A 14,527-nucleotide genomic window follows, 5' to 3' on the forward strand; every position below is an offset into this window, starting at 1 on the left:
ATGATCCGGAGAGGGCGCCCTGGGTGCCACTCGATCGCCGTATAACGCATTTCATGACAGCAAGGAGTTCCCCATGGCCCGTGGCATCAACAAGGTCATCCTCATCGGCAACCTCGGCCAGGACCCGGAGGTGCGCTTCACGCCCTCCGGCACCGCCGTTGCCAACCTTAACCTGGCCACCACGGACACCTGGATGGACCGCCAGAGCGGCCAGCGCCAGGAGCGCACCGAGTGGCACCGGATCGTGCTGTTCAACAAGACCGCCGAGATCGCCCAGCAGTACCTCAAGAAGGGCTCCAAGGTCTACATCGAGGGCCGCCTGCAGACTCGCAAGTGGCAGGACCAGAACGGCCAGGACAAGTACAGCACCGAGATCGTCGCCAACGACATGCAGATGCTCGATGGTCGCGGCGACGGCGGCGGTCAGCAGGGTGGCGGCCGGCCCCCGCAGGGTGGCCAGTATGGCGGCCAGCCCCCGCAGCAGGGCGGCAACTTCGGCGGCGGCCAGCAGCCGCCTCAGCAGGGCGGCCAGTACGGTGGCGGTCAGCCACAGCGTCCGGCCCCGCAGCCGGCACCGCAGCCGGCACCGCCTCAGCAGGGTGGCCAGCAGGGCGGCAACTACGGCGCCCCGGATCCGGGCAGCTTCGATGATTTCGACGACGAGATCCCTTTTTGATCGAGCGTTAGCCGAGGAGATGCCGTGAAGCTGCTGATTCTGGAGGCCGGGCACTGCCTGAGCCTGGCGATGGCCCGCGAGGCCAACCGGCGCAGCGATACCGAGCTCACCATCGAGCCGGCGCTGCAGACCACGCCGGCGCGGCTCGAGACGCTGCGCCCGGATGCGCTGGTGATCCCGCCGCTGTCCCGACCGCTCAGCGCCGAGCCGGCTGCCGTCACGGCCCACGCCGAGGCGGTCGAGGCCTGCATGGAGACCTGTCGCGAGGCGGAGATCCCGCTGGTGTGGTGCGTCTCCGACCAGCTCTACGAGGATGGCTTCGACGTCCCCATCGACGAGCATGTGATTCCCGAGCCCCGGGACGACGGCCTGCGGCGGCTGGTGCGCACCGGTGATCGGATCCGCGCCGAGCTGCCGCACCATCTCATCGTGCGCCTGGGGCCGCTGTTCGCCCTGGAAGGCAGCCACGCCTGGCTGAGCGAGCTGCTCGATACCTTCATCGAGGGCGGCGAGGTGCGCGCGGAATCCGATATGATCTTCTGCCCGACCTCGGCAGATGCCGTGGCCATGGCACTGATCGGCATGCTCCAGCAGCAGCACTGCGGCGCCGATGCCTGGGGCAGTTATCACCTGGCCGGCACCGAGCCGGTGAGCGCCTACACCTTCGTCTCGATGGTGCGCACCCAGCTCGACACGCGCCTGGAGGGCCGCGGCGAGCGGGTCGCCCTGGGCAATGCCAAGGCGCTCAAGCACCACCACGACCAGCCGCTGCGTCGGGTGCTGAACTGCCGACGGGTGCTGGACGTGTTCGGCGTCCACCAGAAGCCCTGGCGGCTGGAGGTCGGTCGCATGCTCGATGCCTGGTGCCTGGTCAGGGCCGAGGAGTCGGCGCCGCAATGAACGTGATCCGCAGCCTGATCTTCTACGTCGGCTATGTCCTGGCCATGCTGGTCTGCGGGGTGCTCTTCCTGCCTCCGGCCCCCTTCCTGCCGCTGCACTCCCGCTATCGGCTGCTCAACCTCTACAACCACTTCATCATCGCCTGGTTCCGCCTGGTCTGCGGCGTGCGCTACGACTTCCGCGGCTTTGAGCGCCTGCCGGACGGCCCCTGCGTGATCCTCTCCAACCATCAGTCCGAGTGGGAGACGGTCTACCTGCAGCTGCTCCATCCGCCGGTCTGCACGGTACTCAAGCGCGAGCTCCTGAACATCCCGATCTTCGGCTGGGCGCTGCGGCTGCTCCACCCCATCGCCCTGGACCGCTCGAAGCCGGCCCGGGCCATGAAACAGGTGCTCACTCAGGGCAAGGCGCGCCTCGAGGCGGGGCTCTCGGTGCTGATCTTCCCCGAGGGCACTCGGGTCTCCCCGGGGCAGCGTGTGCGCTACAACAAGAGCGGCGCGGTGATCGCCTGTCGTGCCGGGATGCCGGTGGTGCCGGTCGCCCATAACGCCGGCGAACGCTGGCCGGGGCGCCACTGGGTCAAGAAGCCGGGACGCCTGTCGCTGGAGGTCGGTCCGCCGATCGAGACGGAGGGGCGTACGGCGGAGGAGGTGATGGCGGAAGCCGAAGCGTGGATCGAGGCACGCCTGGCGGAGATCTCCGAGGTGCCGCGGCCCGAGGCGGCGGCCGCGCCGGTGAAGCGCCCGGCCTGAGGCAGCACCTTTCACCATCGTTGGCAACGCAAGAAGGCGCCCCGAGGGGCGCCTTCTTGCGTTCTTACATCGATCGAGGTGACGCGCTGGATGAGTCGCTGAACTTAAGCTCAGTCCTTGAACTTCTCCAGCACCAGGCAGGCGTTGGTGCCGCCGAAGCCGAAGCTGTTGGACAGCACGCGATCGACCGTCACGCCATCGCGGCGCTCGGTGACGATGTCGAAGCCGGCCGCCTGCTCGTCGAGGTGCTCGATGTTGGCCGAGGCGGTGATGAAGTCGTTCTCCATCATCAGCAGCGAGTAGATCGCTTCCTGCACGCCGGTGGCGCCCAGCGAGTGACCGGTCAGCGACTTGGTCGAGCTCATCGCCGGGGTGCGATCGCCGAACACCTCACGAATCGCCTTCAGCTCGGCGACATCGCCCACCGGGGTGGAGGTGCCGTGAGTGTTGACGTAGTCGATATCGCCGTCGACCGTGGCGATGGCCTGGCGCATGCAGCGGGCCGCGCCCTCGCCGGACGGAGCGACCATGTCGTAGCCGTCCGAGGTGGCGCCATAGCCGACCACTTCGGCATAGATCTTGGCGCCGCGCGCCTGGGCATGCTCCAGGTCCTCGAGCACCAGCATGCCGCCGCCGCCGGCGATGACGAAGCCGTCGCGGGCCTGGTCATAGGGGCGCGAGGCCTTGTCCGGCGTCTCGTTGTAGTGGGTCGAGAGCGCGCCCATGGCATCGAACAGGCACGACAGGGTCCAGTGCTCTTCCTCGCCGCCGCCGGCGAACACCACGTCCTGCTTGCCTAGCTGGATCTGCTCGACCGCACTGCCGATGCAGTGGGCCGAGGTGGCGCAGGCCGAGGAGATCGAGTAGTTGACGCCCTTGATCTTGAACGGCGTCGCCAAGCAGGCCGAGACGGTGCTGCCCATGGTGCGGGTGACCCGATAGGGACCCACGCGGCGCAGCCCCTTCTCGCGCATGACGTCGGCGGCCTCGACCTGGTTGGCGCTGGACGCGCCGCCGGAGCCGGCGATCAGGCCGGTGCGCTCATGGGAGACTTGCTCCGGCATGAGGCCGGCATCCTCGATGGCCTGGGCCATGGAGATGTAGGCGTAGGCGGCGGCATCGCCCATGAAGCGGAGCAGCTTGCGGTCGATCAGGGCGTCCAGGTCGATGTCGACGCTGCCCGCCACCTGGCTGCGGAAGCCGCGTTCGGCGTACTCTTCCTTGAAGCGAATGCCCGAGCGCCCGTTCCTGAGCGCCTCCAGAACCTGTTGTGCATCGTTGCCCAGGCAGGACACGATGCCCAGGCCGGTGACTACCACTCGTCGCATGGGAGCCTCCTGTTCAGAAATTCGCGGTGGAGGTGAATAGGCCGACGCGGAGGTCGTTGGCCTGATAGATGTCGCGGCCGTCGACGGACACGGTGCCGTCGGCGAGGCCCAGGATCAGGCGCCGGGTGATGATGCGCTTGATGTTGATGCGGTAGGTGACCTTCTCGGCCTCGGGCAGGATCTGGCCGGAGAACTTGACCTCACCACAGCCCAGGGCGCGGCCGCGGCCGGGGTGGCCGAGCCAGCCCAGGTAGAAGCCGACCAGCTGCCACATGGCGTCCAGCCCCAGGCAGCCGGGCATCACCGGGTCGCCTGGGAAGTGACAGTCGAAGAACCACAGGTCGGGGCGGATATCCAGCTCGGCGATCAACTCGCCCTTGCCGTGATCCCCACCTTCCTCGTGGATGTGCATGATGCGATCGAGCATCAGCATGTTGGGGGCCGGCAATTGCGCATTGCCCGGACCGAACAGCTCGCCGCGCGAGCAGGCCAGCAGTTCTTCGCGATCAAAGGAGTGTTGCTTGGTCACTGAATCGTTCCGAGTGTCGGGATTATTGTCTGCCGAAAGCGGCCTGAGGCCGCCGGGCGGCTGTGCCTAGTCTACTGTCCACACTCGACGAATGCACGCCGAGCGGGTCGCCATGCCACCCCGGGGCCGAGGCGGCATCCATCGACGAGGGGCTCGGCCTGGAGATCGTGGCAGAGGGAGTGGAGACCGAGGTGCAGGGCTTCTTCTATGCCAGGCCCCAGCCGGCGGCGCGGCTGGAGGCCGAGTGGGGCAGGCCCAGTCCTCAGCGGGGGCGTCCCTCGAGGGCCGGCGCGTGGCCGAGGCGACGGCTTAGCGCCAGGCAGATCAGCGCCCAGGCCATCGCCTCGACGGGCAGCAGCCAGGGCGCCAGCTCGACTCCGGCGAGTCGGGCACCGGCGAAGTAGGAGAGCGGGCCGCTGGTGGCGCCGCCGAGTGCGGCGAGCCTGGGGAGCGACCAGAGCCAGGCCAGCGAGTGGTGGATCAGGGTCGCGAACAGCGGCCAGAGCAGCCATAGCCACGGCGGCATGCCGGCGATGGAGAGCGTGCCGTCGGGGAACGCGAAACCGCCGGCGAGCGCCAGGGGGCCGTCGACCGCGAGCCCCAGGACGGCGAAGGCCGCCAGCCAGCGCCACTCCCCGGGGCGACCCAGCCAGGTGAGGTGCAGGGTGACGATCAGCGCCACGACCAGCCCCCCGATCAGCGAGCCGCCCAGCACACAGGCGAACCAGCCCGCCTGGAAGGCGGCCAGGTTGCAGAGCAGCCGGGCGGCGCCGTCGGGCACGCCGAGCCTCACAGGTCCCCCGTCAGCGGCGCCGGTCGGGCGCCGGGCTTGGCCAGCAGCAGCTGGCAGGTGCCGATGGTGCGCTCCATGAAGCCACCCTCGCAGTAGCAGAGGTAGTAGCGCCACATGCGGATGAAGTGCTCGTCGTAGCCGAGCTTGCGCACGGTCTCCAGGCTCGCCTCGAAACGGTGGCGCCACTCGCGCAGGGTGCGGGCGTAGTGCAGGCCGATCTCGTCCAGGTCGATCAGGTTGAGCGAGGTGTGGCGGGCCACGCCGTCGAGGATGGCACGGTGCGACGGCAGGAAGCCCCCGGGGAAGATGTAGCGCTTGATGAAGTCCATCTCGTGCTTGGCCGCCTCGTAGCGCTGGTCGCGGATGGTGATCGCCTGCAGCATTACCTGGCCGTCGTCGGTGAGCAGCCGGTCCAGCGTCGCCAGGTAGGTGCCGAGGTACTGGTGACCTACCGCCTCGATCATTTCCACCGAGATCAGCCGGTCGAAGCGCCCCTCGAGCTTGCGATAGTCCTGTTGCAGCAGCGTGATGCGATCGCCGAGCCCCTCCTCCTCGATGCGCTTTGCCGTGAAGGCGTGCTGCTCCGCGGAGATGGTGGTGGTGGTGATGCGACAGCCGCGGGTCTTCGCCGCATGGATGGCGAGACCGCCCCAGCCGGTGCCGATCTCCAGCAGGTGGTGGTGGGGCTGGACGTCGAGCTTCTCCAGCATCAGGTCGAGCTTGTGGGTCGAGGCCTTCTCCAGGCTCGCCTCGGCGTGAGGGAAGACCGCGCTCGAGTACATGCGGTGCTCGCGGTCGAGGAAGGTGGAGAAGAGCGCGTTGCCGATGTCGTAGTGGGCGGCGATGTTGCGCCGCGAACCACTCAGGCTGTTGCGCTGCAGGCGGTAGAGGCCGCCCAGCAGCCAGCGGCCGAGGCGCGCGGTGCCGTTCTCCATCTCGCCGTTGACCCGCTCGAGGTTGGCGGCGAACAGCCTCACCAGGGCCACCGGGTCATCGGCGTCCCAGTCGCCGTCCATGTAGGCCTCGGCGGCGCCCACGGTGCCACCCAGCGCCAGGCGCTTCCAGGCCCGGTGGTGGCGCACCACCAGGGTGATGTGCAGTGGCCCTCCCTGGCCCAGGCGATGACGCTGGTGGCCGTCGATCAGGGTGATGTTACCGCCCTCCAGGCGGTCGAGCTGGGCCATCACCCGTGGCTTGAGCCAGCGAGTCAGGCGATCGCCCTCGGCGGCCAGAGGGTGGGCGGTGGCGGAGCGAAGCGTGTTCACGACGAGCTCTCCTCACGGGACGGGGGGTCTTGTCCGGGGTGGTCATGGACCGGGAAGCGCTTGAGCCACAGCCGCAGCGCCTCGAAGTGGATGCCGGCCAGCGTCTTCAGGCTCATCCAGGGCTGGCGCGCCAGGGTGGCGAGCAGCACGCCACGGGTCGCCGGGCGACCCTCGAGGGTCAGGGTGGCGTCGAAGTGGCGCTGGCCCTCCTTCCAGTTCTCCATGTGCATCGACAGCGACTCGCCGGGGGTATCGAAGCGCCAGCGGTAGGTCATGTCCATGGGATTGAAGGGCGAGACGTGCATGGCCTTGTCGAACTCGGCGGTGTGGCCATGGTGCCGGGGTGCCACGGCGCAGGCGTAGCGGGTCCGCTCTCCCCAGGGGGTGTTGCTCACCTCGCCGAGCAGGGCCCGCAACTCGCCGCGGGCATCGAAGGCGTAGTAGAACGAGACCGGATTGAAGCCGAGTCCCAGGGTGCGCAGCTGGGTCAGCACGCAGATGCGACCGTCCGGGGCGCTGCCGAGCTGGCGTTCGAACTCCTCGCGCACGGCCTGCTTGAGGGGACGGTCGTGGGGGCCGAGGTAGTCCTCACGGCGAAAGCGTGCCAGGGCCGGTCGCCGCGCGCTGAAGGCGGGCACGCCGTCGAACAACTCGGGCAGTTCGTCCAGGTCGAGCCAGGCCATCCACAGGTCGTAGCGGAAGGCGTGGGGACGGGGCAGGAAGCGGCGATGGCGCAGGCTGCCCCGGTAGATCCGCGAGTGCGGCGTTCGCCTCATGCCGCGTTCTCCTCGGCCGCCGGCGAGCGGGTGGCGGGGGCTTCGGCCTCGGCGCCCGGGCCCTGCTCGTCGCAGCCCAGGTCCCGAGCCACGCGCAGGGCGCTCCAGACGCCGTCCTCGTGGAAGCCGTTGCGCCAGTAGGCGCCGCAGTAGTGGGTACGCCGCGACGGCCCCGAGATCTCGTCGTGGCGAGCCTGGGCGGCCTGGCCGGCCAGGGTGAACTGCGGGTGGGCGTAGGTGAAACGGCCTAGCACCTTGGCGGGGTCGATGGCGGCCGTGTCGTTGAGGGTCACGCAGAAGGTGTGCGGGGCCGTGATGCGCTGCAGGATGTTCATGTCGTAGGTGACCGAGACGCGCGCCGCGTCACCGCGGCCGTCGAGCCGGTAGTTCCAGCTCGCCCAGGCGCGCGGCCGACGCGGCAGCAGGCGGGTGTCGGTGTGCAGCACCACCTCGTTGTCCCGGTAGGGCAGGGCGCCGAGGATCTCGCGCTCGGCGTCGCTCGGGTCCTCCAGCATCGCCAGGGCCTGGTCGGCGTGGCAGGCCAGCACCACCTGATCGAAGGCCTCCACGCCGGCGTCGCTGCGCACCTCGACCCGGTCGGCGTGGCGGCGAATGCCGCGCACCGGGGTCGAGAGCCGGATGCGCTCGGCATAGGGCGCAGTCAGGGCCGGGATGTAGGCGCGTGAGCCGCCCACCAGGGTGTACCACTGGGGACGGTCGTTGACCGACAGCAGGCCGTGGTGGCGGAAGAAGCGCACGAAGAACAGCAGCGGGAAGTCGCGCAGGTCACGGATGCTGGCCGACCAGATGGCGGCGCCCATGGGCAGCAAGTAGCGCCGCTGGAAGTCGGCATCGTAGCCGCCGGCGTCGAGCCAGGCGCCGAGGGTCATGGCCGGGTCGAGCCGGCCGCTCTCCAGTGTCCGGGTCGCCTCGCGGTTGAAGCGCAGGATGTTGCGCAGCAGCCGGTAGAAGCGGGGGCGCAGCAGGTTGCCCCGCTGGGCGAAGAGGCTCGCCAGGGTGTGGCCGTTGTACTCGAAGTCGCGGGCCGTCTCGTGGACCGAGAAGCTCATCTCGGTGGGTTGGGCGGCGACCCCGAGGGCCCCCAGGAGGCGCTGGAAGTGCGGGTAGGTCCAATCGTTGAAGACGATGAAGCCGGTGTCGATGGCGTAGTCCCGACCCTGGAGCGAGACGTCGATGGTCGCGGTGTGGCCGCCGAGCCGCTCGTCGGCCTCGAAGAGCGTCACCTCGTGGCGGCTCGACAGGTACCAGGCGGTGGCCATGCCACCGATGCCGCTGCCGATCACGGCGATGCGTTGGACGTCACCCCGTCGGGCGTCGCCCTGAGCCGGATGGAAGGGACGGGTCGGCGCATTCATCGGCGAGCCTCCACGGGCGAATCCTGGCGGGTCATGCGCAGGCCCAGGCGGTGGCGCAGGCCCGGGGGCAGGATGCCCATCAGCCGGACCAGCAGCGTGAAGCGGCGCGGAAAGTGAATGTCCAGGCGGCGCCGCGCGAGGCCCGTGAGGATCGCTTCGGCGGCGGCATCGGTGGAGATGCGCATGGGCATGTCGAAGTCGTTGCGGTCGGTGAGCGGGGTCTTCACGAAGCCCGGGTGGATCAGGCTGACCCCGATGCCCTCGCCGGCCAGGTCCAGGCGCAGCGACTCCATGAAGTGGCTCAGCGCCGCCTTGGAGGCGCCGTAGGCCTCGGCCCGGGGCAGCGGCAGGTAGGCCGCGGCGCTGGAGGTGGCGGCCAGCAGCGGATGACCACCCTCCTCGCGGGCCCGGCGCAGCAGCGGCAGCGCCGCCTCGATGCAGTAGACGGCGCCGAAGAAATTGGGGGCGAAGACGCGTTCGACGAGCTCGACCTCGAAGTCGCGAGCGTCCAGGTATTCGCAGGTGCCGGCGTTGAGGATCGCCAGGTCCAGGCCACCGAACGCCTCGGCCAGGCGCTCGCCGGCCCACTCGACGGCCTGACGGTCCGCCACGTCCAGGGGCAGCGGCAGGGCGTTGTCATGGCCCTCGCAGAGCTCGGCCATGGCCGATTCGCTGCGCGCGCTCAGCGCCACCCGGTGCCCCTGCTCGAGCAGGCGCTCGGCCAGGGCGCGGCCGATGCCCGAGGTGGCCCCCGTCAGCCAGATGCGCTGTGTGTCGTTCGCGTTGGTCATGCGCTCTCCCCGTCCTCGATGGCCGTCACTGGCCCAGTTGTCGCTTCACCCGACGTATCACCCCACCCAGCAGCGGCAGTCGCTCGTAGAGCAGGGCGCCCGCATCGAAGTAGTCGCGATGCCGGGCCACCCGGCCGTCGGGGGCAAAGTGCAGGTACGAACACCCCTCGACTTCGATGTCGCGCCCCCCGTCGAGCCTCGGATGCACCAGGTGCAGGGTCCAGGTGACGAAGGACGACTCCCCCTGCTGTAGACGCTCGTGGAAAACGAAATGGCACGATGTCACGTTGTCGTACAGGTTCTGGAAGTACCTCTCTAGCGCCTCTCGGCCCACTATGTGGTGCAGAGGATCAGTAAACTCCACGTCGTCAGTGTATACCTTGTACAATTTGTTTGTACAGGTTTTGTCTAGATTATTGAAGAAGGCACAGAAAGCTTCCAGGTCAGGTGCCTGGCGCATGGTGGTATCTCCCGTGTCAGGCGGGCATCAGCCCGCGGTCAGGGCCTTGAAGGCCTCGAGGGCGCGCACCCGAGCGGCGCGGTGGTCGACGATGGGGGCCGGGTAATCGACCCCGCCGAGCAGGTCGATCGAGGGCGCATGGCGGGCCTTGGCGGGCAGCCCGGCCAATTCGGGCAGCCACTCCGCCAGGAAGGTGCCGTCGGGATCGAAGCGCGTGGACTGGGTCGTCGGGTTGAAGATGCGGAAGTAGGGCGCGGCGTCGGTGCCGGTGGAGGCCGCCCACTGCCAGCCGCCGTTGTTGGCGCAGAACTCGCCGTCCACCAGGTGGCGCAGGAAGAAGTCCTCGCCCCGGCGCCAGTCGATCAGCAGGTGCTTGGAGAGGAACATGGCGGTGACCATGCGCAGGCGGTTGTGCATCCAGCCGGTGGCCACCAGCTGGCGAATGGCGGCATCGACGATCGGGTAACCGGTGCGCCCCTCGCACCAGGCCCGGAAGTCGGCCTCGTCATCGCGCCAGGCGAGGGCCTCGGTATGCCGCTGGAAGGCGCGATGGCGGCAGACCCGCGGGAAGCCGACGGCCACGTGGCGGTAGAATTCCCGCCATACCAGCTCGTTGACCCAGGCCGTGAGGCCGGCATCGCCCTCGGCCAGGGTGCCGTCGTTCTCGGCGAGCACCGCCTGCAGGCACTGGCGGGGGGAGATCATGCCCAGCGCCAGGTAGGGCGACAGCTCGCTGGTGCCACGGATCGCCGGGAAGTCGCGCTGGCGCTGGTAGTGGCGTCCGCGATAGCGCAGGAAGCGCCCCAGGCGATCGGCGGCGGGGCCCTCGCCGGCGGGCCAGAGGCGTCCATCGATAGGAGTGTCGTCGAGTTGGGGGAGCGCGGGCAACGGATCGGCGGCGACCGGAAGCGGCGCCTGGGGCGCGGGCGTATTGCGCAGGGCGATGCGCTCCGGTGTCAGCTGACGATGCCAGGCCTTGGCGAAGGGGGTGAAGACGCCGTAGTAGTCGCCCTTGCCGGTGAGCAGCTCGCCCGGGGCGAAGGCCACGGCGTCGTGGTGGCCGGTGGCCGCGAGGCCCGCCTCCTGGAAGGCGGCGATCACGTCGCGGTCGCGGCGCTGCTCGTCCAGCGGGTACTCGTGGTTGAAGTGCAGGGCGCGGGCGCCGGTCTCGCGAGCGATCTCGAGCAGCGTGGCCGGGGCCCTCGCGAAGTAGTCGATGTCGCGGTGCAGCAGCGGGATGCCGAGGCCGTCGAGGCTGTCGCGCAGGGCGGCCACCCCGCGGCCCCAGAAGTCGAGCTTGTTGGCGCCGTGGCCGTGACGCCGCCAGTGGGACAGGCAGCGCAGGAAGACGGCGACCACGGGGCCCTGGCGAGCGGCCGCGGCCAGGGCAGTGTTGTCGTGAATCCGCAGGTCGCTGCGAAACCAGACGATCACGGGAGTGGACATGGACGGCTCCGGGTCAGCGGGCGGGGAGTCGGGCCTGGAGGCACTGCATGGCCTCGTCGAGATCATCGCCGAGCAGCTCCACCCGGGTATCTTCCAGGTCGGCCTCGCGGATGCGGGCCATCGGGCCGCAGGCCATCAGTGGCACCTCGAGCTGCTCGGCCAGTCGCGGCAGCTGGCGTCGCACCAGCTCGGCCTTCTCGGCCTTGCCGCTGGCCAGCAGCAGGCCGGCGGCCTGGAAGCGCTCCACCGCCAGCGGCACCTCGCCGAAGGGCAGCGGGGCGTCGAAGAGCCGGATGCGGTAGCCGCGGTCGCTGGCGGCCAGCGCCGCGAGCAGCACCCAGAGCGGCGAGGGGTCGTCCGGCAGCGGGGCGACGAGCAGCGTCGGGCCGGCGCTGAGCCGGTTGGCGTGCAGCAGCCGGGTGCCGATGTGGGTGCGCAGGAAGGCCTCCAGGGTACGGCGCTGCAGGATGTCGCCCAGCTGCTCGCCCCAGCCCTCCTCGAGCTGGCGCACCACCGGCTGCCACAGCTCGGCCAGGCAGATCGGCACCGGATAGAGAGCCAGCGACTGGTTGAACAGCGCCTCGAGGCGCTCGAGGTCGAGCGCCTGGAGGGCGCTGATCAGCTGGCGTCGCTGGCCCGGCCAGTCGCCGGCCGCCGGCGCCGGGGTCTCGGCCGTCTCCGGCTGGTCGAGCAGCTCGCGTACCTGGCTGACCGGGACGCCGCGGTTGAGCCACTGCAGGATGCGCTCGACGCGCTCGATGTCCTCGCGGGCATAGAGGCGATGTCCCTTGGGGGTCCGCTGGGGCTGGATCAGCCCGTAGCGACGCTCCCAGGCGCGCAGGGTGACGGAGTTCACGCCGGTTAGCCGAGAGACTTCGCGGATCGGGTAGAGCGGGGTGTCGGCCGGGCGCCGTGCCTCGTCGTTCATGAGCGTGCCGACTCCCCTGCCTGCTCGGCGACCACCGCCGCCAGCGCCTCGACGAAGGCCGGGTGCTCGCCGACCGGCGACAGCAGGGTCAGCTCGAGGCTCGGATGGGCGGCGGTCAACGCCTCGACCTGGCCGGGCACGTCACGGCGTAGGTGGCGGCCGGCGGCGAAGAACAGCGGCAGGATCTCGGCGCGCTCGACCCCGGCCGCGGCCAGCTCGGCCACCGTGGACTCGAGCGAGGGCTCGCTGAGCTCCATGTAGGCCAGGCGCAGCGGGGTCGACAGCCGCTCGGTCAGGGCCTTGGCGAAGTGTTCGAAGGGGGCTCGCCAGTTCGGGTCGCTGGAGCCGTGGGCGAGCAGGATCAGGGCGTAGGACATAAAAGTCTCCAGTCGCGAAGAGGGAGTCAGGAAGCGTCGGCCGCCAGGGCCTCGCCGAGGTGGTGACCGGAGAGCCAGGCGTCCTCGACCCGCGGCCCGCGCCAGCCGTCGCCGCACAGCGCGAGCCCGGTGGGCGAACGGCGGTAGTCGAGGTTCACCGCCTCGCCGCCGGCGAAGACGTCCGGCTGGGCATAGCGCCAGCGGTGGGCGCCCAGTGAGGTCGGGTCGGGCAGCATCACGCCATCTGGCAGCCGTGCGCGGAAGGCCTCGAGCAGGCGCTGGGCGACGGTTTCGGCGTCGAGCTCCAGGTGTGCCTCGCTCCACTCGAGCCGCGCCAGCAGGCTCAGGCTTTCGCCCTGGCCGTGACGACCGGGCTTGTGATCGTTGCGGCTGACGAAGCGCAGCGATGGCTCGCCCGGCGGCCGCGCCGGGTCGGGCGCCAGGCGCACCGCCTGCCAGTCGTCGTCGACCCCCGGCAATTCGGGCAGCGGCGCCGCGAAGCAGGCCCAGGCGGCCCAGCAGGGGCGCTGGATAACCGCCTCACAGGCGGCCGCGAGGGTCGGCTCGTGGGGCGCCAGCAGCGCCTGGGCCTGGGGCGAGGGCGGGGCGATCACCACCTGATCGAAGGGGCCGTGGCGCACGTCGTGCTGATCGATCAGCCACCAGTCATTGCCCCGGGGCTCGAGGCGCTCGATGCGGGTGCCGGTCTCGAGGGCGAGCCCCTCGGCCAGGTGGCGGGTGACCGCACTCATGCGAGGGACGCCGATCAGGCGCTCGACCTCGTCCCGGTGGCGATACCAGCCGGATTCACTCGCCTCCCACAGGGAGTCGGGCCAGGAAGCGACGATGCCCGCCTCGCGCCAGGCTGCGACCTGGCGGCGGAAGGCCGGATCACGCACGCTGAAGAACTGGGCCCCCAGGTCGACCGCCGCCTCGTCGAGGCGGCGCGTCGACATGCGTCCTCCAGGGCCGTGTGCCTTGTCGTAGAGGCGCACCGGCAGGCCGTGCGCCTGCAGGGCCTGTCCACAGGCGAGGCCGGCGAGGCCGGCACCGATGATGGCGGTGGTAGCGGGGGCGTGGGGCATGGGCCTCTCGTGCAGTCAACGGCGTTCATCGCTAGACTAGCAGAAGTGTACAACGGCTGTATAACTCATGATGGCGTGTCGTCACGGCTTGCCACACAAGGCTTGGGGAGGGATTCCGGATGCGAGTGCTGATCACGGGCGGCAGCGGGTTCGTCGGGCAGCGCCTCTGCCGGCGGTTGAAGGAGGCGGGACACCAGCTGCTGGTGGTGTCCCGGGAGCCCGACGCGGTCCGCGACCGCCTGCCGGAAGGCAGCGACATTCGGCGTTCGGTGCTGGACTTCGTCGACACCCCGCCGGATGCCATCGTTAACCTGGCCGGCGAGCCGATCGCCGCCAAGCGCTGGAGCGAGGATCAGAAGGAGCGGCTGATCGACTCCCGGGTCAACGTCACCGGCGACCTGGTGATGCTCTGCGAGCAGCTGAAGGCCAGCGAGGGGCGCATGCCGAAGGTGATGGTCTCGGCTTCGGCCATGGGCTACTACGGCGATCAGGGCGATCGCGAGGTCACCGAAGAGACCCCGCCCCACGACGAGTTCGCCCACCGGCTTTGCAAGCGCTGGGAGGAGGTCGCCGGCGAGGCGGCGGACTTCGGCGTGCGGGTCGCCCTGCTGCGTATCGGCCTGGTGCTCGACGTCGGCGGCGGCAGCCTGGCGAAGATGCTGCCGCCCTTCAAGATGGGGCTGGGTGGGCGCTTCGGCAACGGTACGCAGTTCATGCCGTGGATCCACCGCGAGGACCTGGTACGTGCCATCCTCTTCCTGCTCGAGCGCGATGACCTGGAGGGTCCCTTCAACGGCAGCGCCCCCCACCCGGTCACCAACGCCGAGTTCTCCCGCACCCTGGCCGGGCAGCTGGGCCGCCCGGCGCTGATGCCGGTGCCGGCCATCGCCCTGGAGGTCGCCTTCGGCGAGATGTCGCGTCTGCTCCTGACCGGCGCCGACATGCGTCCGGCGCGGCTGCAGGAGGCCGGCTTCGAGTTCCGCTTCCCGACCCTGGACAAGGCCCTGGCCGATATCCTCGGCTGAGGGCGCCACGCCCACACTCA

Annotated in this window: 16 protein-coding genes; 4 read left to right on the top strand and 12 right to left on the bottom strand. The window is 69.9% G+C overall.

The features are described 5' to 3' along the window. Positions 1 to 73: 73 nt before the first annotated feature. The 3 genes from ssb to FEI13_RS11255 are packed head-to-tail and all read left to right on the top strand — an operon-like array spanning position 74 to position 2,328. Positions 74 to 676 carry a single-stranded DNA-binding protein gene (gene ssb / locus FEI13_RS11245; RefSeq protein WP_138181614.1) on the top strand — a complete coding sequence of 201 codons (603 nt, stop codon included), beginning with the start codon at positions 74 to 76 and terminating at the stop codon, positions 674 to 676. Between the two features lie 24 nt (positions 677 to 700). Beyond that, positions 701 to 1,576: a sugar nucleotide-binding protein gene (locus FEI13_RS11250; RefSeq protein WP_138181615.1), complete on the top strand. Its 876-nt coding sequence runs from the start codon at positions 701 to 703 to the stop codon at positions 1,574 to 1,576. Then, a complete protein-coding gene (locus tag FEI13_RS11255; protein ID WP_138181616.1) occupies positions 1,573 to 2,328 on the top strand; it encodes a lysophospholipid acyltransferase family protein in 756 nt (251 codons plus the stop codon). The genes FEI13_RS11250 and FEI13_RS11255 overlap by 4 nt, the downstream gene beginning before the upstream one ends. Positions 2,329 to 2,438: 110 nt before the next feature. Here FEI13_RS11255 and fabB read toward each other — a convergent pair whose 3' ends face one another. The 12 genes from fabB to FEI13_RS11315 all read right to left on the bottom strand — a co-directional run bounded on the left by fabB (position 2,439) and on the right by FEI13_RS11315 (position 13,482). Beyond that, complete coding sequence (gene fabB, locus FEI13_RS11260) at positions 2,439 to 3,656, bottom strand: beta-ketoacyl-ACP synthase I (RefSeq protein WP_138181617.1); 1,218 nt, start codon at positions 3,654 to 3,656, stop codon at positions 2,439 to 2,441. Between the two features lie 13 nt (positions 3,657 to 3,669). After that, positions 3,670 to 4,185: a 3-hydroxyacyl-[acyl-carrier-protein] dehydratase FabA gene (fabA, locus tag FEI13_RS11265; RefSeq protein WP_138181618.1), complete on the bottom strand. Its 516-nt coding sequence runs from the start codon at positions 4,183 to 4,185 to the stop codon at positions 3,670 to 3,672. 262 nt (positions 4,186 to 4,447) lie between these two features. Next, on the bottom strand, positions 4,448 to 4,966 hold the full coding sequence (locus FEI13_RS11270) for a DUF2878 domain-containing protein (protein WP_138181619.1): 519 nt from the start codon (positions 4,964 to 4,966) through the stop codon (positions 4,448 to 4,450). An 8-nt stretch (positions 4,967 to 4,974) separates the two neighbouring features. Further along, a complete protein-coding gene (locus FEI13_RS11275) occupies positions 4,975 to 6,162 on the bottom strand; it encodes an SAM-dependent methyltransferase (protein WP_138181684.1) in 1,188 nt (395 codons plus the stop codon). Positions 6,163 to 6,239: 77 nt separating this feature from the next. Beyond that, on the bottom strand, positions 6,240 to 7,019 hold the full coding sequence (locus FEI13_RS11280; protein ID WP_138181620.1) for a DUF1365 domain-containing protein: 780 nt from the start codon (positions 7,017 to 7,019) through the stop codon (positions 6,240 to 6,242). Continuing rightward, positions 7,016 to 8,395, bottom strand: coding sequence for an NAD(P)/FAD-dependent oxidoreductase (locus FEI13_RS11285; protein WP_138181621.1), 1,380 nt, complete (start codon positions 8,393 to 8,395; stop codon positions 7,016 to 7,018). The genes FEI13_RS11280 and FEI13_RS11285 overlap by 4 nt, the downstream gene beginning before the upstream one ends. Beyond that, positions 8,392 to 9,186, bottom strand: a complete 795-nt coding sequence (locus tag FEI13_RS11290) for an SDR family NAD(P)-dependent oxidoreductase (RefSeq protein WP_138181622.1) — start codon at positions 9,184 to 9,186, stop codon at positions 8,392 to 8,394. Before FEI13_RS11290 ends, FEI13_RS11285 begins: the two co-directional genes overlap by 4 nt. Positions 9,187 to 9,211: 25 nt before the next feature. Then, on the bottom strand, positions 9,212 to 9,646 hold the full coding sequence (locus tag FEI13_RS11295) for a nuclear transport factor 2 family protein (protein ID WP_138181623.1): 435 nt from the start codon (positions 9,644 to 9,646) through the stop codon (positions 9,212 to 9,214). A 27-nt stretch (positions 9,647 to 9,673) separates the two neighbouring features. After that, positions 9,674 to 11,092 (bottom strand): deoxyribodipyrimidine photo-lyase, encoded by a 1,419-nt coding sequence (gene phrB, locus FEI13_RS11300; protein WP_138181624.1) that lies wholly within the window; start codon positions 11,090 to 11,092, stop codon positions 9,674 to 9,676. 13 nt (positions 11,093 to 11,105) lie between these two features. Next, positions 11,106 to 12,020, bottom strand: a complete 915-nt coding sequence (locus FEI13_RS11305) for a MerR family transcriptional regulator (protein WP_138181625.1) — start codon at positions 12,018 to 12,020, stop codon at positions 11,106 to 11,108. Then, positions 12,017 to 12,397, bottom strand: a complete 381-nt coding sequence (locus tag FEI13_RS11310) for a sirohydrochlorin chelatase (protein ID WP_138181626.1) — start codon at positions 12,395 to 12,397, stop codon at positions 12,017 to 12,019. Before FEI13_RS11310 ends, FEI13_RS11305 begins: the two co-directional genes overlap by 4 nt. A gap of 26 nt (positions 12,398 to 12,423) precedes the next feature. After that, a complete protein-coding gene (locus FEI13_RS11315) occupies positions 12,424 to 13,482 on the bottom strand; it encodes an NAD(P)/FAD-dependent oxidoreductase (protein WP_138181627.1) in 1,059 nt (352 codons plus the stop codon). 119 nt (positions 13,483 to 13,601) lie between these two features. Between FEI13_RS11315 and FEI13_RS11320 the strand changes: the two genes are divergently transcribed. Then, positions 13,602 to 14,507 (top strand): TIGR01777 family oxidoreductase, encoded by a 906-nt coding sequence (locus tag FEI13_RS11320; protein ID WP_138181628.1) that lies wholly within the window; start codon positions 13,602 to 13,604, stop codon positions 14,505 to 14,507. The last annotated feature ends 20 nt before the right edge of the window (positions 14,508 to 14,527 follow it).

The sequence above is a fragment of the Halomonas urmiana genome (genome assembly GCF_005780185.1).
Classification (GTDB): Bacteria; Pseudomonadota; Gammaproteobacteria; order Pseudomonadales; family Halomonadaceae; genus Halomonas; species Halomonas urmiana.